Source organism: Pseudomonas sp. LBUM1649, assembly GCF_059716155.1.
Genome location: NZ_CP166807.1, coordinates 6,467,877 through 6,487,443, shown reverse-complemented (window position 1 = coordinate 6,487,443; position 19,567 = coordinate 6,467,877). Strand labels below are relative to the sequence as shown.

Genomic DNA, 19,567 nt, shown 5'->3' with positions numbered 1-19,567 from the left:
CAACGCGATCTGTATTTGCCGGTTTTGTTACTTTCACGCAGGATGCGCAACGAATTCGCGTCTAATGTTCGTAATTCCGGATACAAAGGCCTCGTTTGGGCGGATGTCCATTGGTCATTGGGGATCGGCGCGGCATAATGCCGTCGCCTACATCTTTGCAGAGTCTAGGGAGCTAGCTTGTCTACGCCTGTCGAACCCTTGCGTTTGCTGCTACTGGCCCAAGAGCCAGCGTGGGCAGCGTTGTTGCGCGAGTGTCTGGCTCCGATGGGGAGCTCGGCCGTGCTCATCAGTGCGCCGAGCTGGGAGTCGGTCAGCAGTCTGTTCGATGACAGCCGCAGTGCGGTGTTGTTGACGATCCCGGCTCTCCAGCCGGCGCCGGGCCGTTGCTGTCTGCCGACGGTGTTGCTGCTCGAGCATGAGCCCCTGATCCCGCCCGACGGTGTAAGCGACTGGCTGGTACGCGACCATCTCGACCCGGGCATGCTGCGCCGTTGCCTGCGCCATGTGCGTGAGCGCGGCGTACTGGAAAACACCCTGCAGCGCCTGGCCGAGCAAGATCCGCTGACCGGCATCGCCAACCGCCAGGGTTTCCAGACCTTGCTGACGGCGCGGCTGGCGGAAAACGATGGTCGTGGCCTGGCCCTCGGTCATCTCGACCTCGACAATTTCCGTTACGCCAACGATGCCCTCGGCCACCAGGCCGGTGACCGCCTGATCCTGCAGGTGGTGGCGCGGCTCAAAGGCCAGCTTGAAGCCGGCGATCAACTGGCGCGACTGGGCAGCGATGAGTTTGCCTTGCTGATCGACACCCGCCGCGCCCCTCAGCGCGCCGAATGGATGGCCGAGCGCATCACCGAAGCGTTGGCCGAACCTTATTGGGTCGACGGCGAAAGCCTGCTGATCGGCTCCAGCCTGGGCATTGCCCATGCACGGGCACAGGCGGGCGCCGACCCGTTGATGTGGCACGCGCATATCGCCATGCAGCAGGCCAAGAGCACCCAGGGCTGTACTTTTCATATTTTCAACGAGCGCATCAACCGCAATGCCCGCAGCATCGCCGACCTCGAAACCGAGCTACGCCGGGCCTTGCGCCGCGATGAGCTGGAACTGCATTACCAGCCACGACTGAACCTTGAAGACGGGCAAATCGTCGGCCTCGAAGCCTTGGTGCGCTGGCGTCATGCCGAGCGCGGCTTGCTGCCACCGAGCGAGTTCGTGCCACTGGCCGAGCAGAGCGGGTTGATCGTGCCGTTGGGTTACTGGGTCATTTCCCGGGCATTGCGCGATATGCAGGCGTTGCTTGAACTCGGTTTGCCGCCGTTGCACATGGCGATCAACCTGTCGTTCCGGCAGTTTCAGGACAGCCAGTTGCTCTCGACCCTGAGCCGGTTGATCAGCGAGCGCGGTGTCGAGGCGCAATGGCTGGAGTTCGAGCTGACCGAAACCGCGGTCATGCGCCGCAGCGACCTGGTCAAGCAGACCATGGACGCCCTTGGGCGCCTGGGCGTGCGCTTCTCCCTCGATGACTTCGGTACCGGCTTTTCATCGTTCGTGCACCTCAACAGCCTGCCGATCACGCTGCTGAAGATCGACAAGAGCTTTGTCGGTGGCATGGAGCAGCGCGAAGAAAACCGCCAGCTGGTGCACGCAATGATCAACCTGGCGCACAACCTCAATCTGGAAGTCGTCGCCGAGGGCGTGGAAACGCCGGAGCAATTGGATCTGTTGCGTGGGTTCGATTGCGATCAGGTGCAGGGGTATCTGATCAGCAAGCCGTTGCCGTTGGCGGATTTGGTGGAGTACCTGACGTTTGACAGCAGCCAGCAGCCTGCCCTGGAAGTGGTGGTCTAATCACCCCCAGATCCCTTGTGGGAGCTGGCTTGCCAGCGATGAGGGCCTGACGGCCAACAATGATGTGTCTGTCTGGCCGCTATCGCTGGCAAGCCAGCTCCCACAGGTTGTTCATTCGGCCTGGATGGCATCGAAATGCCGCGGCGCCGGCGCCCGCCGAATCATCCGCTTCATCTTCCATTCAAACGCCCATGTCAGGCTCACCGCCGCGCAGGCCAATCCCAGCGCCAACCCCCACCAGACGCCCGTTGGCCCCCAGTCCAAGTGGAACGCCATCCACCAGGCTGCCGGGGCGCCAATCAGCCAGTAACAGCCCAGGCCCACCAGGAAGGTAGTCTTGGCATCCTTAAGCCCGCGAATGCAGCCCATGGCGATGGTTTGCGTGCCGTCGAACAGCTCGAACCACGCCGCCACTGCCAGCAGGCTCACGGCCAGGTTGATGACGTCGCGAAACGCCGGGTCGTTGTGATCGAGAAACAGTCCGACCAACTGATTCGGCAACAGCCAGAAGACCATCGCAAAACCCAGCATCGTCGCTGCGCCGAAAGCGAGACCAACCCTTCCGGCCAGCCGCGCGTCCAGTAGCTGCCCGGCACCGTAATGCTGACCGATACGCATGGTGATCGCGTAGGAAATCCCCGCGGGCACCATGAATGCCACCGAGACGATTTGCAGGGCGATCTGGTGCGCCCCCAGTTGTGTGCTGCCCATGGTGCCCATGCACAACGCGGCGAAGGCAAACAGCCCGACCTCCACGGCGTAGGTGCCGCCAATCGGCAGGCCCAGGCGCCATAGTTCCTTCAGGTACTTGCGGTTAAGCCGCGACAAGCCCTGGCGCAGTGGGTAGGCATCGTAAGCCGGGTGCCGGCGAATGTGCCACGCCAGCGCCAGGGCCATCAGGTTGGCGACAATCGCCGTGACCAGGCCAATGCCCATCAGCCCCAATTTCGGCAAGCCGAACATCCCGGTGATCAACGCGTAGTTCAGCAGGAAGTTGGCGACTGTACCGCCCAGGCTGATGACCATTACCGGCGTTGCCCGGCCGATGGCGCTGGTGAAGCCACGCAGGGCCATGAAGCTCAGGTAGCCGGGCAGGGCGAACGGCAGGAAGATCAGAAACTGACCGGCCGACTGGACGTTGCTTTCGGTCTGGCCGAACAGCAGCAAAACCGGTTTGAGGTTCCACAACAGCAAACCGGCGCCTAGCGCCATCAACCATGCCAGCCACAGCCCGGCCTGGGTCAATCGGGTTGCGCCGACGATATCGCCGGCACCCTGACGAATTGCCACCAGCGTGCCGACTGCCGCGATCACGCCGATGCAGAAAATCGACACGAACGAATAGGTCGCCGCGCCAAGTCCACCACCGGCCAGTGCCTCTGGACTCAGTCGCGCCATCATCAAAGTGTCGGTGAGGACCATGAGCATGTGCGCCAACTGCGAGGCGACCAACGGCCCCGCCAGCCGCAGGATGGCCCAGAGTTCAATACGCGCTGGATGCTGCATGGTCATCACGCTCGTTTATCAAAGAGAACAGGAAAGCGTCGATTCTCGGCGCTCTGCGACGTTTGCACAAAGGGATAAAAAGGATGGGTAGCATGATTCAAACTCATGCTGGAGAGTTTCTGCTAGGGTACTCAAAACCGCTGTAGGAGCTTTCCTGATGTCGCGTCGTCTTCCTCCTTTATATGCCTTGCGCGCATTCGAAGCGGCGGCGCGGCACACGTCGTTTACCCGGGCCGCGGAAGAGCTGTCGATTACCCAAAGTGCAGTCAGCCGGCATATTCGTACGCTCGAAGAGCATTTTGCTTGCCGCCTGTTTCACCGCAGTGGTCGTAATTTGCAGCTGACCGAATCGGCGCGGTTGATCCTGCCGGGCATTCGTGACGGTTTCACCGCCCTGGAGCGCGCTTGCAATACCTTGCGCGCCGAAGACGACATCCTGCGCATGAAAGCCCCGTCGACCTTGACCATGCGCTGGTTGCTGGCTCGGCTCAGCCGTTTTCGGCACCTTCAACCGGGCAATGAAGTACAGCTGACCAGCGCCTGGATGGACATCGACTCGGTGGACTTCAATCAGGAACCGTTCGATTGCGCCGTGATCCTCAGCAACGGGCGTTTCCCGCCGGACTGGGAGGCTACGTTGTTATTTCCAGAGGAACTGATTCCGGTGGGCGCGCCTAATCTTCTGAACGATCAGCCTTGGGACGTCGCACGCCTGGCCAGCACCGAACTGCTACATCCAACGCCCGACCGTCGCGACTGGCGCAGTTGGCTGGAGCGCATGGGCCTGACCGATCAAGTTTCACTCAAGGGCGGCCAGGTATTCGACACGCTGGAGCTGGGGATGATCGCCGCTGCCCGAGGCTATGGCGTGTCCATGGGCGATTTGCTGATGGTGGCTGAGGATGTTGCGCAGGGACGTCTGAGTTTGCCGTGGCCGACGGCGGTCGCCAGCGGTGAGAATTATTACCTGGTCTGGCCGAAAACCCGCCCCGGAGGTGAGCGTTTGCGCCGCCTCAGCGTTTTTCTCTTGGGTGAGGTTCGGGCCATGGAGTTACCGGCGGTCGAGCACCTGCGCTGAATCATCGCGGACTTACCCGCGATGGGCTCATCTCAGTTTTGGATCAGTCCCCAAGCTAATCGCACTTGGCATTGCTGGATACTTCCTTGCTCGCCTGTTTCAACAGGCTACCCAACTCAGCCGCATTGGTGCTGTTGTAAACCCGGCCACCGGTGTTTTCAGCGATGCAGCGTGACGGGCCGCCGGCACCGATTTTAACCACGTTGACCCGAAGGCGCGGTTGTTCCCTGGCGATTCGACGGGATACCGCGCAAACGTCCTGCCCGCAACCGTCTTCTCCGTCGACAAACATCACGATAACCGCATCGTTATTGCGCCCGTCGACGGTACTCGCCGCGTGGGCCAGGCTGTCGGCCAGCGGTGTGCCGTCGTCGGGAACCAGACCTCGAATCCCGTTGATCAGCCGCGGGCGGTCGCCGAACTTGAACACACCCCGGTCCGGTGTTCTTTCGCAGCCGGCGAAGGTGATCAGGCGTGTGTCGATCTTCGGGTCCAGCCCGTTGATCATGCCGGCCAGCGAGTCTTTGGCGACGTCCATGCGGCTGGGTTTGGCGGTGAGCCGCATGGTGCGGTTCGGGTCCAGGAGCTTGTTGAGGTCAGGACCGAAGAACCAGTCCTCGTCGGCTTTCACTGACTTGATGTTCAAGTTCATCGAACCCGAGGTGTCGAGCACCACCACGAATTGCGGAATCTCCGCGGCCGGTGCATTTTTACGGCATGCGAAGTTGTCCAGCGTCGGGGCCGGTGGCGGGGCCGCCACTACCGGTTTTGGTGGTGGAACCGGCTTGGGTTCCGGTACCGGTTTTGGTGGCGGGACCGGCTTGGGTTCCGGTGCCGGTTTGGGTGGCGGGACGGGCTTGGGCTCCGGTACCGGTTCTGGTACGGGCTCTGGTATCGGAGCAGGTTTCGGTTCCGGTTCCACGACAGGTTCTGGGACCGGCTCAACCGGTTTCTCAACGGGCGCCACCACCGGCGGCACTGGCGCTACAGGCGGAACCACGACAACCGGCTCACGGTGCAGGAACCACCAGAGCCAGAGCGCCAGAAGCAGCAACAGCAGCGCGAGCAAGGCCGCCGCGATCCACCAGCCACGACGCGATGGCGGCACGACCGGCACGACAGGCACCACCGGCGGCACGATCGGTTTGGGCGGACGCTGGTTCCACCGCACCACCAAAGGCTCACCGTTGAGGCTGTAGAGTTTGTCCAGCTCAGGCGTGCCGAGCAGGCTGCGCAGGTCATCCGCTTCCGTCGGTTGACCGCGTTTTTGCAGTTCGTCCGCCAGCTGTCCAAGGGACGTCTGTCGCACTTCATAGGTTTCCAGCAAACGTCGTTGCGCGTCCTCGTTGAGGTCGGCATAGGGCGTGGGTTGGCCACCCAGTTCGGTCCACCATTCCAGCACGTCACCGCTGCCCATCCGCGGGATGGCAAACAGACTGGCGACGGTCGGCGGAAAGTGTTTCTGGATGAGGGCGACTTTAGCTTGCAGCGCACTCATCCCCTCCGATGTGGCTTGCGCATCCCTGATGACCCGCTGCATGACGACGATTCCTGAAAAAGTGCAGGCATCCGTCGGGATGCCCTGCGGGGTGAAAAGTTACTCTTCGTAGCCGAGGCTGAATTGCAGCTGATTGACCTTCTTCTGCAACGTTTTCAGCTCTTGCTGCTTGGCCGCCAGCGACGCTGGCGTTGATTTGGTCGCTGGCGCCGCTTGCGAGGCCTTGAGCTGCTTCTCGAGGTCGGCAATCTGCTTCTGCACCTGGGCTTCATTGCCACGCCGGGCCTTGAGCGAGGTCAGCAGTTGCGACAGCGACTGATTCAGCGCCGCCTGGGATTTCTGCTGGCTGGCCAGATCGGTCTTGGTGCTGAGTTGCCGGGCCTGAATGTTCTCGTACACCTGACGGAACATTGCGTTTTGTCGTCGGGACTCGCTCAGGGCCAGTTCCTTCTGCTTGACCTGATCGCTGTAACCACCGGAGTAGTCGCAGTTCATCTTGGTCAGCATGCTGCTGTCGCGATTGGTCGCATCGCACTCGCCCGGGGTGGTCGCGCAACCGCTCAGGGCCAGGACGGCAGTGAAGACCATCAGTTGTCGTAGCGTCATGTGTTAGCCCAGTGTGATTGCGGAGCGTTGGCTGTACAGAGCGTCGACTTCCTTCTGCAGGCTGACGACTTTCTGGTTCATTCTCTGAATGTTCATGTCCACCTGCCTGATCTCGGCGCTGGTGCCTTGTGAGCGCTCGGCGTCTGCCACTTTGCGGTACTCGGTGACTTTGGTACGCATGTTGGCAAGGTCTTTACGCAGGCGCGCGATGTCCGAATCGATCCCGGCGATTTGCGCCTGGGCCCTGCTCCTGTCGACTTTCTTGTTGGCGATGTCCTTTTTGATCTGGGCAATTTGCGCACGGTCATCATTGATCACTTGCTGAGCGGTCGCAGTCCGGGCGATCACGTTCTGCGTGTCTTGTTCGACGTCGCTGTTCATCTTCGCCAAACGGGTGGTGGTGTCGGCGTATTCGGCGCGACGTTGATCAAGGTAATAGTTAGCGCCCATGGCCACGCCACACGCGGTAATACCGGCGGCGATGACGCACACGGTTTTGTTGCTGCTGTTGGACAGCGCGCAAGCGAGGATGCCGACACCGGCGCCGACGGCGCAGGCCTGGTATCCGGACTTGCTGAAGAACTCTGCGTCATTGCCCTGGGTCAGGCGCGGGTCGGCACCGTCGCCTTCTCCAAGCATGGAGCTGCCGGTGTTGGCGCAACCGGTCATTAGCAGGCTGCCGGCGACTACGAAAGCGATCTGTAGCTTGAAGCGAGTCCAAAGGCTGCGCGACATGGTGAAACTCCTACGTAACGGTGTTGACGCGTTGTTATTGAGTGACGGTTTTGCAGCTGGTCAGCCAGGCTACAGTGTCGATTTTCTGCTTTTGCAGGAACGTTTTCTGATTGGCCCAGTGAGTGCGCAAGTAAGGTTTCAGGTCTTGCAGCTGCTTGTTGCGGGTGATGATTTCTTCCATCACCGGGACTTGCGTTTCAAGCAGTGGCTGGCCGTACAAGGTAGCCGATTCCACAAGGCTGCTGGCGTAGTAACGGCTGAGTTTGTGCAGGCGATCCTTTTGCTCCTCGAGCTTGCCTTTACGCATGTCGCAACTGGCGTCTTTGTCCGCGCCTTCGCAATTGAGCTTGTAGTTCTTTTGCAGGAAGTCCACGTATTGACCGTCGTCGAGCATTTTGGTGCACAGGAACGCACCCAGGTTGAGGCTGGCGCGGATCGCCTGGTCGCGGGTTTCTTCCTGCTGCTGGTTGCTGGCGCGCAGCTGGTTCTCCAGGGCCTGGAGCTTTTCCTTGAGCGCTTTGTCTTCGACGCCCGAGGCGAGGCTGTTCAGCGATTGCACGGTGCCTTTGTCGGCGGATTCGGTTTCCTGGCTGCCGGTGCCGAGTTTCTTCCAGCTGTTCTCGATGCTGGCGACCCGTTCGCGAGAGGTGAGGGTCGGGGAGACCAGCACAAGTCGCAGGCCGGTGGTCTTGTTTTTCACCTGGCCTTCGGCATTGTAATACGGTTCTTCCTTACGTAATGCAGTCCGCAGGTCGGCCTGCGCGGTCAGGTAGTTACCGCCGCGCACGACATAGCCACCGGCTTGACCGTGCTGGCGGTCGAGTTTGTTCAGGCGAAACGGCTCGAACATCATTTCGTCGACGTTACCGAGCATGTCATGCAGGCCCAGCGGGTTGGGCTTTTGCAGACCGGACAATTGCACTTTGCCGTTGGACGATTGCGCCCCGGCGAACCACTCGTAGGCGTTGATGCCTTCCGCCATCGGATAGTGCGTGTCGCGGAATTCAGCGGCACTGACTTCAAGCCCGCCGCGAGCGGCGAACTCCCATTCGACTTCGGTCGGCAGGCGCAGGAAGCCTTGTGCGCCGTCTTCCTTGGGCAGCTTGCCAGCGGCGTTTTTGCGCAGCCACAGGTTGTACTTGTCGGCGGCGTCGATGGCTTGCACCCAGCTTACCGCCGTTTGCGGCAAGCGCATCTTGGTGGCGGCGGTGGGGCAGGTCGCTTCGGTCAGAGCGGCATATTGCAACTGACTCATCTCGTACTTGGCCATCAGGTAGTAGCGGGATTTGTCGTTCTTGGCCCCGGTAAAACTGCCGGCGATAAAGGTCGGACGAGTCTGTTCGACGTAGCCGTATTCTGCGCCGTCCTGACCGATGTTGATCGGGTAGTCATCCAGTGGACCGGCGACCGGAATGAATATCTTGCGAAACACCATCGAGCCTTCGCAGGGCATTGGCAGCACGACGTCGCCAGCCTCGGGCATCGGGTTGTAATACTTCTCTTCCCAGCCCGCCGCCGAGGCGTCGAGCACGTAGCCGAGGGTCAGGGGTAACAGCAAGCCAAAACGTTTATAGCTCACGCAGACTCTCCGCAGGTTGGATGTTGATGGCTCGCAGGGCACCGATCACGGCCACCAGTGCAGCGACCGAAAAAGTCAGGAGCAGGGCGGCCAGGCCATGCCAAACAGTGATGTGGCAAACGAAGGTGCCGGTGGCCTGGCTGCTGCCGAGCAGGTAGTCGAACAAATGACTGCCCGCGGCATAAAACCCCAGCCCGCCAACGTAGCCGGCCAGACTCAGCAATAGCGCTTGCAGGACCACGAAACCACCGACGGCCCTGCGTTTGAAACCCAGCAGACGCAGGACCGCCAGGCTTTTGCGTTTACGGTCGATGTTGGCCAGGAACGCACCGACCATCGAGGCCACGCAGCCGATCAGCGCCGCCATGGCGATCACACCGAAGATCAGCCCCAACACATGGTTGATGGCTTTGACGTTGTCGATGTCGGCCAGTCGGCTCGAGGTTTCGATGTGTTGTTCGTTGAGCCAGTGTTCCAGCGGCGCGACCTGATCGATGTCGCGCGCATAGACGCGGGCGCGGGCATACAGCGGTTGCAGATTATCCTGAGGCTTGCCGGTGGCAACGCCGAACCCACTGACCTGATAACCGTCGCGAAAACGCTCCAGATCCAGCAGCAGCGGCGGGGCGACAAACCCGGCCGCGCGACCGAAACGGGCACCGTCGAGCACGGCCAGCACCGTCAGCGTCATTTCACCGCGTTCATTGACACCTTCCAGGCGGCGCAAGGCCCGCAGCTGCACGCTGTCGCCGACCTTGGCCTGCAAGCGTTGCGCGGCGCTGGCGCTGAGGATCACTTGATTGCCGACGGGGGTGAGTGACGCCAGGTTCAGTTGTGGGTCGCCCGGCTCGGTGGCGATGATTTCCGCACCTTCGACAAACCGTTGCATGCCGATCAGCAGGTCAGCCTGGGTATTGAGCGAACGGGTCTGGCCGAGGGCAAAGCCGGTCTCGGGGCGCTGGCGCAAACGCTCGATCCAGGCCGTGTCGTAGTTGCCGTTGCTGAGCATCTTCACTTCAAGGTTGCGCGGGTCGCGCAGCAGTTCGTCCTGCAACTGGCTGACCACCCCGTGCTTGAGCCCGAACAGCAGCAACAACGGCGCAATCACCGCCACCAGCGAGGCGGCGATGCACAGCGAGACCTTGCGGTCGTGCCAGAGGTCTTGCAGCGCCAGTGAACCCAGCAGGTGCAAGCGATCAGTCCATCGGTTCAAACAGAGTCTCTCCCTGATGGCTGATAGCGCCGAGTCGCGGTAAGCCGAAATCCTTCAGCAAGGCCCAGTCATGGGACACAACGAGGGCACTCAAACCCATGCTCGACACCAGACTCAGGAGCAATTCAAACAAACGCCGGGCGCTGTGAGGGTCGAGCGCGGCGGTAGGCTCGTCGGCCAACAGCAGCAGTGGTTCATGGGCAATTGCCCGAACGCAGGCAACGCGCTGGCGTTCGCCGATCGACAACGCTTGAGGTTGTTTATCCAGCAATCCTTGCAGGCGCAACACGTCAACGGCGTGGTCGATGTGCTCGCTCTTCGCCGACATCCCGAGCAAACGGCGCGGCAGGCTGATGTTGTCCCGCACGCTCAGGAACGGCAGCAAGCCGCCGCTCTGCAAAATGAATCCCAGATGCCGTGAACGCACCGCTGCAAGAGCAGGCTGGTCGTCAGTGGCCAGCAGTTGGGCGATATCCTGAGCGTGCGTCGGGCCCAGCCGAAAGCGCTCGAGTTCCACCGGCGCAAGCAACAGGCCGATGGCTTCGAGCAACGTGCTTTTGCCGCTGCCGCTCTCGCCGGTGATGGCGAGGATTTCTCCGGCGCCGACCTGCAGGTGCGGCAATCGCACGTGATGAGCCTGTGCGCCTTCACCACGGCGCACCAGCAGGTTCTTGATATCAAGCATCGGCGTCTCGTTAAGGCATCATTTCCAGTGGCACGGGGTATACGTTGTCCCGAGCATCGCTGTCTTTGGCTAAAGCTACCCAACGGTCGACATCGGCGTTGTAACGCTGGTAATGCCGCAGTTTGGTGTTCAGCGTGCGGATGAATTTCTCTTGCGCCAGACCATCCCAGCTCTTCCAGGTCTCTTCATCCAGGTTCAGCACTTCACTGTGATAAGGCAGGTCTTCGAGGTATTCGCCGAGGACGCCCATGTCCGCCAGTTTGGCGTTGCCGTTCTGCTTCAGCTGATTGGGATCGGCGCCCATGGTCGCTGCCACGGAACGCAGGCGATCAAACATTTCCGTCGGCGAAATCAGGCCTTCGTTGGCGGCATCGAGAATCTGCTTCATCACGTCGCTCAAGTCGCTGAGCTGTGACTTGGTCAGCAGCACCCGCACATCGGTGGTCGGGATGTTCTGCTTGATCAGGTCGCGGTCGGTGATCCATGCCTTGAACACTGGCGGGGCCTTGCTGTTGGTTTTCTCGCCGAGATAGGCGAGTTGCATGGCGTGGCCGATCAGCGCCGCGTCTTCGAGCATTTTCTTCTCGGCGGGGTCCTGCTTGGCGTTCGCCGCGCTGCCGATGGCGTCTTCGCCCATGTAGGCGGCTTTCACTTGTGTCGTGATCGCCCCGGCCAGGGCGTCCACCTTGCGCCCGAATTCTTGCACATCGCCAGCGTTCACCGGGTAATACAACGAGGTATTGGTGCCCGGGTATGTCGACAGGTTCTGGTACTGCGCCTCGGCCTTGGCGTGGTCCTTGGCCCCGGCCGGGGTTTTCAAGTGCAGGGTATAAATCGCCACGCCCGGGTTGGCGGCTTCCATACGCACCTGTGCGGCGCTCAAACCGGTCTTCGACAGCTTGTCGTCGCCTTCGATGGCGCCCGCGTCGGTGATCAGCACCACGTAGCGTGCGCCGAACTGGCTCCAGTCAACCTTGTCGATGCTCTCCATGACGCCGGCAAACGAGTCTTCATCGAAGCTGCTGCTCGACACGGTGGCCTGTTTGAGGTCTTTGATCCTGGCGAAAAAGTCGGCGCTGTCTTTCACCTGCGTCGGGTCGGCGTACATCTTGGTGGTGTATTCCAGCCCCGGCACCGCCTGGGTGTTGGAACGGAAAGCCACCAGGCCGAACTTGACCTGCTTGCCGAGATTCTGCGCTTCGATCTTCTGGTAAACCTTGCGGATCGCCTCGCGGGTGCGGTCGATGTAGGGGTCCATCGAGATCGTCGAGTCGATGACAAATACTACGGCCGCACTGAATTCCTTCAGCTGGTTGGCCTTTTTGTCTTCGGCTTCCTTGCTACCGGCAGGGCTGTTTGCAGCACCGCCCTTGGCGTTCTTGTCATCCGGCTTGCTGACGGAGGCGACATTGAGCAGACGCGTGCGGAAACCGCTTTCGGTCATGACTTCTTCGCCACTGAGCACCGGCAGCAGGTAAAACTGCTTTTGGAGGTCGACGAAGTATTCCGGTTCTTCAGCCAGTACGCCCGGTGCTTGCTGGCCCTTTTTCAGCGTGGCCCGCAGCGGCGCGACTTTGCTGACCGGGTCCGGTGCATCAAGAATGCCTTCGACGGTGGCGCGGTCCTTGAAGAACAGCAGCCGGTCGCGGTTGGCTGGGTTGGTGAAGGCCAGCGTCAGCTGCATCTTCCAGTCGGTGGTGCAGCTGGCAGGCAGCCAGCCAATGGTTTTGCCGTAGCTGTCGGGGCCGACTTTCAGCCATTCGACGTTCTTCGCTTGCGCACGTTCGTACACATAGAAGCGGCTGAAGACCGGTTGTGCGTCACCTTCAGCACCGCCCGCCGTCGGGCTTATTTTGCAGCCCGGCGTGGTCAGCACGCGTTGGAACAGGGTCTTTTTACCGGCCTGGATCAGCGGTTTGTCATCGGCCTGGGACAGCGGGCTGATGCACAGCGCCAGTAATGCGGCACCGCTCAGCAGGAATCGACTCATGGGCGAACGCATCACTTCTGCAACTCCTCGAAACGCTGTTTGGCTTCGGCGTTGTTCGGATCCTGGGTGAGGATGGTTTCATACCAGTAGGCGGCGGTGGCGTTGTCTGCGGCCGGGAAGCACTCGCTGGCCTTCAGGTATTTAGGGTCGTATTCGCGGGCATAGGCGTTGGCGATCAGTGCGTCACCGGCCTGGGCACGGTTGGCGTACAGTCGCTGGGCGACCCCGCAGTGCTTGCCGGCCTTGGCCTGGTTGATGATCTCCAGCAATTTGGCACTGTCGGGTGCCGCCTTGATGCAGGTCTGGACGAAGGTCAACTCGGGCAGGCTGTTCATGCTTTCGAGGGTGCAGGCTTGTGCGTCGGCACCAGCGGGTGCGGCGGCAGTGGCTGCAACCGCAGGGGCCGGGGGACGTTGGTAGAACCAGAATCCTGCGCCCGCTGCCAGCAACAACACGACAATCAACAGACCGATCAGGCCTTTGTTGCTTTTCTTCACCGGTGCGGGAGGCGGCGTATAGGCAGGCTCGGTGAGCACCGACTCTAACTCCAATTCTGGTTCGGCGGTGGACAGGGTCAGTTCAGGTAGATCCGGGATCTCCGGGATTTCTGGCGTCGGTACGCTCGGCGCCGTCAGTTCAGCGCCGCCGTAGGTCGAGCGCGTCTGGCCGCCGGCCGTGGACGGCAGCACGCCAACGCCTGGCCGAACCACGCCTTTATCGGCGTGGCCTTGGCTCTGTTCGCGCAGTTCGATCTGGAACTGCGAGTTTGTGCCGCCTTCCAGCAGCGGGTCGACCACGTCCGGGCCGACCTGAGCTTCCAGGCCTTCGCCGCTGGCCGTAACGTTGAAACGCGAGACCTTGAACCAGAATGGATTGTTGCTCCAGGCTTTGTGGTCCTGGAGGTAAAAACCGTCCTGGTTACGCTGAATGGAAAACTCCAGCTGTTGCTCACTACCCTGCCATTTCTTCACAGTGAGGCGGGCCTGGCCAGGCACATTGGGCTCTAACGCGAGCAGGTCGACACGAATGGGCATTGCTTATCTCGCTGCGAAGGCTGTGAGCACTTGGCCCAGCCGTTCGTTCTGTTCAGGGGTGATTTCACGTCCGGCACCATGGCCGGCATTGTCCTGCGTGATGTAGGCCAGGCCCGAGAGCCAGTCGCCGAGATACCGCTGTGCCTGATTGGCCGGTTGCGCCGGCAGCACGGGGACTTGTCCCGGGCCAATGTCGGTGTAGAACGAAAACAACGGCTCCTTGGCCCCGGCGCGACTGTTTGGCCGCTCGCTAACCGGCTTCTGTAGGTAGCCGAACCAGGACACGAAATCGCTCAGCACACGTTGCACTTCCAATACCTGGCGTTCGACCAGTTGATCGCGCCGCGCGCCACTTTGTGCACGCTTGAGGACGGCGCGGCTCAGTTGCCCCGGCAAGTCCTGGCGATAGCCAGCGGTGATTAGCTCATCGACCACCGCTTCCAGCAATGCCTTTTCCAGCCCCAGCAGGTTGAGCAGGCTTTGCCGGGTGGTCAGTTCACGCAGGTGCGCGATCCAGGCCTTGAATGCCGCTTTGGCAAAACGGTGCTCGTTGCTTTGCAACTCGGGCGCCGGGGTGCCGGTTTTGCTGCTGAGTGGCGCGTCGTGGCTCAGGTCGTCAGCGAAATCGAAATCGAAACCGGCGTCGTTGCCATACAGGCTCTGGCTCGGTGTCGGGGCAGCCGGTTCGTCGTTCACGGCGGGCTCGTCATCAGTTTCGTACACACCGCTGAGATACAGGTCACGGACCTCTTCGCTCGGTATGTCGAGTTGATCGATCAACTCACCGAGCACCGCCGGACGACGGCCCAGGCCCGTCAGAATCATTTGCGCCTTGGCTTTCTTGGCGGCTGCGGCACCGTCGCCGTCGGCGTGGTACCAGGGGCTCAGGCCGTGAGTGGTCAGGCCTTCGAGACACTCGCTCAATTGCTCGCGGATGCGCTGCAATTTGAATTCGATATTGGCCACGCCTTTGAAACTGCCGCTGAAGTGGCTAATGCCACCGTCATCGTTGCGCAGCATTTCTGCCCAGGCGTTGGCCGGGTTCTTGATGTGTTTGCACACCAGAGCGTTGCTGGCGAAGCTGGTGCCCAGCGCGCTGACACGTTCCTGATAGATGGCATTGAGGCCGGTTTCCGCACCGGTCGCGTCTTGCCCGATGAACGCCGCGTCCATACGCGGTTTGCGCACAAGGTAGGTGTTCTGGAACGGTGTGCCGGCCCAGTCGCTCATCCAGCTCAGGCTGCCGAAGCGCTCCAGCATGGTCAGCTTGACCATGCCGTTCCAGCTCTCGTCGTACTGATCGGGGGTCAGGCTGAGGGAGTTGGTGATGCGCAGGTCGAGCATGGTCAGCGCCCAGATCAGGCCAGTATCGCGCTTGCTGCGAGCGGCCGAGTCGGCGCCCTGGGTTTTTTCGATCCAGCGGGTCAGCACCGGGCCCACGTCGTTGACGTCGCTCTGCTTGGTCGAGCTTGTGCAGACCACCAGCGCATTCATTTCCTGGTTGTCGGTGTAGCGTTCGAACAGGTAGGCGACCTTGCCGCGCAAGATCAGCTGGGAAACGGAGTTGTCCTTGGCGGTGGATTGCGGGTCGTTGGAATCGGCGATCTCGTGCAGTTTCTGGCGCCCGCGATAACCGGGGAAATCCAGCAGGTCGACCTGATTGACGATGTCATCCACCGGCGCTTCGATCAGGCGGAAGGTCATTTCGGCGGTCAGTGCCGCCAATTGCGCCACCGCAATCGCCTGACTATTTTGCAGGCGATCGCCAACCAGCGGTCGAACATCGATCGGCAAGTCCAGGGGGCTGCCGAAACGTTCGAGGATGTCGACGTTCATGATGCTATCGCGCTGGCTGTAGGTGTCGTTTTCGAAACTCACCAAGGCCTTCAACGGTGCGAACACGGTCTCGGGCAGGCCCAGCTTGTGCAGCGCTCCGGCCAGTTGCTGGTACACGCGGGTCAACTCGCTTTGCTCACCCCAGAGGATCGAAAACAGCTCGGCCCGTTCCTGGAAATTCAGACGTGGCACCGTTTGCAACGCTTTGGGCCAGTACAGGTGCTCAAGCTTCTTCACCGAGTTGCGGAAGTTGTCGCGCAGGTAATCCCACAGCGACACCAGGTCGTCGGCATTGACCCCCGTTTGCAGAGGCCCGGTTTCGCGGCCTTCGAACGGTTTGAGCACGCGCTGGATGCGCTCTTCGTCGATCTCGTAGGAAATCCGCTCAAGGTCGAAATCCTTGAACCAGGCGTTGGCGAGAATCTTCGCCAGCTCGATTTCCTTGAACAGCGTGAGTTCTACCGGGAAGTCATTGTCCTGACTTTCCGTCGCCCGACGGCTGAAGCGCGTCACCAGGCCGGTGGCCTCCTTGCCGCCACCCACCGGGTTGATGTGCTTGATGAAGTCCAGGCGCTGGTCACCGAATTCGGTCTCCAGTTTGCCGTTCTGACCGGCGGCGAGGGCCGAAATCAGGTAGGACTTGCCGGCCTGGGACAAGCCGAAAAAGCCAATGGTCATCGGCGTGCAGGCCACGCGACCGAGGCTTTGAGCCAGGTTGCGGGCGCGGTGCAGGCGGATGTTCAAGTTGTCGGCTTCGCTGTCCAGGCGCGGTGCATTGCCGCGCGTCTGGTCTATCCAGTCCAGCGCCTGACCGGCGCCTTCATAAACAGCGGCCCAACTGGCAGAGAGCTGAGTTTGATCGGGGGTCAGGTCATTCATTTGCGTTTCACACTTCCACTGTCGAGCCAGTACTTGGTCTCGCTCAGGCCGGCGTCGAGCATGGTGTTGAGTTCCAGCTCGAGGTCGCTGCGCGGGTTGAAGTTGACGTTGTTACTGTTGGATTCGATGTCGCGAACCGAGAGGCGGTCGCTGACCAGATCCTGCTTGCGGGTGTATTTGTCCGCCGGTTTGACCTCGAACCGCACCTTGAGCAGCGGCGCGCTGCCGTTTTCACCGATTGCCCGGGAAAACTTCTCCCGACCCGCCTTGGTGAACCGCAAGGTGTAAAGCGGCGAGGCGGCCCAACGATCGGCGGCCAACTGACGGAAACCGAGGCGCAGATCGCCGCGCATTTCCAGCTGCGGCGTGTCGGCGGCGTCGCCAAAGCCAATTTCCGGCAGCTTGATTTTGTAGTCTTCGGACTGGATGTCGCGGTACAGCACGTCGGCATCCTTGATCACGTTGTTCAGGTCGATGACGCCGATGTGCTTGACCGTCGAATACGGCTTGAGTGCCGAAGCACGGAAGTAGAAGTTCGGCACGCTGTGGTTGGCGCACAACAGGCAGAGCATGGCGCCGACTGAGGCGGTACTTTTCGGGTCGTCGATCCGGCCGTTCTTGTGGAACGGATACCAGCCACCGGTGCGGTAGTTCTGCAGCGCCAGAATGCGTCCCGGTGGCAGCGGCAACACCTTGCGAATGAACGCCTGGATGCCGGGCAGGCGCGAAGGGCGGCCGGTCAGCAGCAAGACATCACACGGGTAATGCGCGACCACCTCACACAGCGCACCAAGGATTTTGGTGATGTTGATCTGGTCGTTGAGGAACGCGGCGTGGAGCCTTTGCAGGTCGAAGCTGATCGGCGCGGCATACAGGTCGAAACCACTCTGACTGCCGACATCGCGGCGCACGGCGGCGTTGACGTAGTCGAGTACGGTCTTGCTGATCGCGTTGTCACCGAGCAATTGGCGGTAGCTTTGTGGGGTGACTTCTTGCGGCACTTGCGGATCGTAATGCTCGTACGCCTTGAGCAGCGCCAGACCCAGCGGGGCGAACACCTGTAGGTTCAGCTGCTGGCGCAGGATCATGTCCTGGGCGCTGACCGATTCATCGCCACACAACCGTGACATCAGTGAATCCGGGGCTTTTACGCCGGCGTTCTGCAAGGCCTTTTCGAAACTCGGCAGGATGAAGTCCTGAATCACGTCCAGCAGGATGTCGTCGCCGGCCACTTTGAAACCATCGCGAAAACGCTGCTCCGGCACGATGTGCACGTTGCTGCCGCTGCCGGTATTACCTGCACGGTCGAGGCGATAGTCGGTGATCACCAGGTCGGTGGTGCCGCCGCCGATGTCGATGGTCGCGAGGGTGATGCGTTGGCGGTCGGTCTTGTCTGGTCGGGCGATGGTGTCAAAAAACTCTTCCGGGTGACCGGCAAAGTTCTCATTGACCTCGGTGTACAGGTACACCAATTGACCGCAGGACGCTTCGTCCCATTCCACACGGATACTCGGGATCGGCGTGCGCGGACTGACGGCCTGATCCTGATGTGGATCTTCCTCGCCGGCATGCCAGCCGAGGCTTTTCCACACCAGGCCGATGGCTTGCAGCATGCGTTCGTTGAGGATGCTGCGTTCGGCCTGGGGCATGCCCGGCGGTACGGTCAGGGTGATGCTGTTGAGCTGGCGCGGCACGCGGGTGTGTCCCTGACGCGAGCGTTGGGCCGGACTGTTGATTTGTGACAGCGCTTGGGCCAGCACTTCGGCGAGCATGAAGGTCATCAGCGAACTGCGCGAATAACGCGGCATGAACACCGGCAGACGATCGTCTTCTTCGAGGCTGTACAGCGCCTCGCCGGTTTCGTTGATCAGGTGCGAGAACGGTGCGGCGGTGGCGTATGGCTCGTTGTCGGTCTTGATGTACGAGCAATTGAAGCGCCAGCCGTGGCCATAAGCGTTTTCGTCCCACAGATAGCGTTTCGGGCTGGACAGGCCCGTGGAGCCTTCGGTACCGCGACGACGGCTGGCCAGACGGCTGGCTTCATTGCCGACACGGGCAATCGTCGCCCATTGGAACGCATCGTGGCGCCCGCTCTTGACCGAACAGTGGTCCTTGCCGAAGTACGCTTGAGCGAATTCCACGCGGCTTTCGAATGGCAGGTTGTAGGTGTGTTCGGGGGTGATCAGGTCGCGCAGTTCCAGCACGTAGTTCTGCTTCAACCCGGAGCCGGCCTGCCCGTGGTTTTCGATCAGGATGCCGCAGGTGCGCGAGTTGCCGACGTCCAGCACCAGGTCCACCGGAATCGGTTTGACCAGGCCATTGCTGTCGTTGGCGACCACTTTCAGCTCGGGGATTTCAACCTTCGCCCCGGTCTTCGACTGCTGGGCGGCTGACGGCTTGCTCAACAGGCTGAGCAAGTTGAGGTAGTGCGCCAGGTGATAGTTGGCGCGGATATCGGTGTCCAGCTCAGCGCGCGAACGGTGGGCATTGCCCTCGTTGAACACTTCCAGCAGCCACTCGTTGACCCACGGCTGCGCCAGGAACCAACGAGTTTCGCTGGCCTTGGTCGCCAGTTTGAAAGACACGCCGGAACTGATGTCTTCTTCGTTTGGCGCCAGGTAAGCCGTGCCGTCACGCTTGGGCATCACACGGCTGTCGAACGCCATCGTCAGGCGGTGTGTATTGCCGTCGATGTCGGGAGTCGCCAGTTTCACCAGACGCATGCGCGACCAGTTGGTCGGGCCTTCGTCGAAGCGATGCGGCGGCATGAAGCGGAAAAACGGGGTCGGCAGCCAGATACCGTCGAGCAAATCGAGACTGCTTTTCATATCGACGCTGAACGCAGGTTTGGCTTTTTCGACTTTTTCCGGTTCAGGCTCATAGAAAAAGAAGTCTTTCTCTTCGTTGTACGCCAGGCGGCATATCAGCCCGCTGATCATCGGTGCGAACTCGCCCGCCGGTTCCTTGCGGGGATCCAGGCGCAGGGCGAAATCCATGAACTGGATGCCGGTGTCGCTGACCAGCGTGACGGTGTCTTCGAATTGAGTGACTTCAGGCAACATGTCGGGTTATTCCGT

The 19,567-nt window shown here is 61.0% G+C and carries 13 protein-coding genes; 2 read left to right on the top strand and 11 right to left on the bottom strand.

What is annotated here, in order from left to right; all coding sequences use genetic code 11:
- Positions 1-177: 177 nt before the first annotated feature.
- Positions 178-1,851 carry a putative bifunctional diguanylate cyclase/phosphodiesterase gene (locus ACA058_RS30160; RefSeq protein ID WP_497637162.1) on the top strand — a complete coding sequence of 558 codons (1,674 nt, stop codon included), beginning with the start codon at positions 178-180 and terminating at the stop codon, positions 1,849-1,851.
- A 111-nt stretch (positions 1,852-1,962) separates the two neighbouring features.
- Here the strand turns inward: ACA058_RS30160 and ACA058_RS30155 are convergent, their stop codons facing one another.
- Positions 1,963-3,357 (bottom strand): NorM family multidrug efflux MATE transporter, encoded by a 1,395-nt coding sequence (locus tag ACA058_RS30155; RefSeq protein ID WP_497637161.1) that lies wholly within the window; start codon positions 3,355-3,357, stop codon positions 1,963-1,965.
- Between the two features lie 157 nt (positions 3,358-3,514).
- On the opposite strand from ACA058_RS30155, the gene ACA058_RS30150 reads away from it, so the two are divergent.
- A complete protein-coding gene (locus ACA058_RS30150; protein ID WP_497637160.1) occupies positions 3,515-4,435 on the top strand; it encodes a LysR substrate-binding domain-containing protein in 921 nt (306 codons plus the stop codon).
- 55 nt (positions 4,436-4,490) lie between these two features.
- On the opposite strand, the gene ACA058_RS30145 is transcribed toward ACA058_RS30150, so the two are convergent.
- From ACA058_RS30145 to ACA058_RS30100, 10 genes are read right to left on the bottom strand one after another with little or no spacing between them, the layout of a single operon-like run.
- On the bottom strand, positions 4,491-5,975 hold the full coding sequence (locus ACA058_RS30145) for a vWA domain-containing protein (RefSeq protein WP_497637159.1): 1,485 nt from the start codon (positions 5,973-5,975) through the stop codon (positions 4,491-4,493).
- 57 nt (positions 5,976-6,032) lie between these two features.
- Positions 6,033-6,539, bottom strand: coding sequence for a hypothetical protein (locus tag ACA058_RS30140; protein WP_497637158.1), 507 nt, complete (start codon positions 6,537-6,539; stop codon positions 6,033-6,035).
- Between the two features lie 3 nt (positions 6,540-6,542).
- The gene (locus ACA058_RS30135; protein WP_497637157.1) at positions 6,543-7,274 is read right to left on the bottom strand and encodes a hypothetical protein; all 732 of its coding nucleotides are present in this window, start codon (positions 7,272-7,274) and stop codon (positions 6,543-6,545) included.
- A gap of 34 nt (positions 7,275-7,308) precedes the next feature.
- Positions 7,309-8,853 (bottom strand): SUMF1/EgtB/PvdO family nonheme iron enzyme, encoded by a 1,545-nt coding sequence (locus ACA058_RS30130; protein WP_497637156.1) that lies wholly within the window; start codon positions 8,851-8,853, stop codon positions 7,309-7,311.
- Positions 8,843-10,066, bottom strand: a complete 1,224-nt coding sequence (locus ACA058_RS30125; RefSeq protein ID WP_497637155.1) for an ABC transporter permease — start codon at positions 10,064-10,066, stop codon at positions 8,843-8,845. The genes ACA058_RS30130 and ACA058_RS30125 overlap by 11 nt, the downstream gene beginning before the upstream one ends.
- A complete protein-coding gene (locus ACA058_RS30120) occupies positions 10,050-10,751 on the bottom strand; it encodes an ABC transporter ATP-binding protein (protein ID WP_497637154.1) in 702 nt (233 codons plus the stop codon). Before ACA058_RS30120 ends, ACA058_RS30125 begins: the two co-directional genes overlap by 17 nt.
- Positions 10,752-10,761: 10 nt before the next feature.
- Positions 10,762-12,741 (bottom strand): vWA domain-containing protein, encoded by a 1,980-nt coding sequence (locus ACA058_RS30115; RefSeq protein ID WP_497637153.1) that lies wholly within the window; start codon positions 12,739-12,741, stop codon positions 10,762-10,764.
- An 11-nt stretch (positions 12,742-12,752) separates the two neighbouring features.
- The gene (locus ACA058_RS30110; protein WP_497637152.1) at positions 12,753-13,775 is read right to left on the bottom strand and encodes a hypothetical protein; all 1,023 of its coding nucleotides are present in this window, start codon (positions 13,773-13,775) and stop codon (positions 12,753-12,755) included.
- A gap of 3 nt (positions 13,776-13,778) precedes the next feature.
- Positions 13,779-16,490 carry a putative virulence factor gene (locus ACA058_RS30105; protein ID WP_497637151.1) on the bottom strand — a complete coding sequence of 904 codons (2,712 nt, stop codon included), beginning with the start codon at positions 16,488-16,490 and terminating at the stop codon, positions 13,779-13,781.
- Positions 16,487-19,552: a virulence factor SrfB gene (locus tag ACA058_RS30100; protein ID WP_497637150.1), complete on the bottom strand. Its 3,066-nt coding sequence runs from the start codon at positions 19,550-19,552 to the stop codon at positions 16,487-16,489. Before ACA058_RS30100 ends, ACA058_RS30105 begins: the two co-directional genes overlap by 4 nt.
- Between the last annotated feature and the right edge of the window lie 15 nt (positions 19,553-19,567).

Bases quoted from the DNA above. Each gene is read 5' to 3' on its own strand.
- ACA058_RS30155 (WP_497637161.1), bottom strand. From the start codon at position 3,357: ATGCAGCATCCAGCGCGTATTGAACTCTGGGCCATCCTGCGGCTGGCG.
- ACA058_RS30150 (WP_497637160.1), top strand. From the start codon at position 3,515: ATGTCGCGTCGTCTTCCTCCTTTATATGCCTTGCGCGCATTCGAAGCG.
- ACA058_RS30145 (WP_497637159.1), bottom strand. From the start codon at position 5,975: ATGCAGCGGGTCATCAGGGATGCGCAAGCCACATCGGAGGGGATGAGT.
- ACA058_RS30140 (WP_497637158.1), bottom strand. From the start codon at position 6,539: ATGACGCTACGACAACTGATGGTCTTCACTGCCGTCCTGGCCCTGAGC.
- ACA058_RS30135 (WP_497637157.1), bottom strand. From the start codon at position 7,274: ATGTCGCGCAGCCTTTGGACTCGCTTCAAGCTACAGATCGCTTTCGTA.
- ACA058_RS30120 (WP_497637154.1), bottom strand. From the start codon at position 10,751: ATGCTTGATATCAAGAACCTGCTGGTGCGCCGTGGTGAAGGCGCACAG.
- ACA058_RS30115 (WP_497637153.1), bottom strand. From the start codon at position 12,741: ATGAGTCGATTCCTGCTGAGCGGTGCCGCATTACTGGCGCTGTGCATC.
- ACA058_RS30110 (WP_497637152.1), bottom strand. From the start codon at position 13,775: ATGCCCATTCGTGTCGACCTGCTCGCGTTAGAGCCCAATGTGCCTGGC.
- ACA058_RS30105 (WP_497637151.1), bottom strand. From the start codon at position 16,490: ATGAATGACCTGACCCCCGATCAAACTCAGCTCTCTGCCAGTTGGGCC.
- ACA058_RS30100 (WP_497637150.1), bottom strand. From the start codon at position 19,552: ATGTTGCCTGAAGTCACTCAATTCGAAGACACCGTCACGCTGGTCAGC.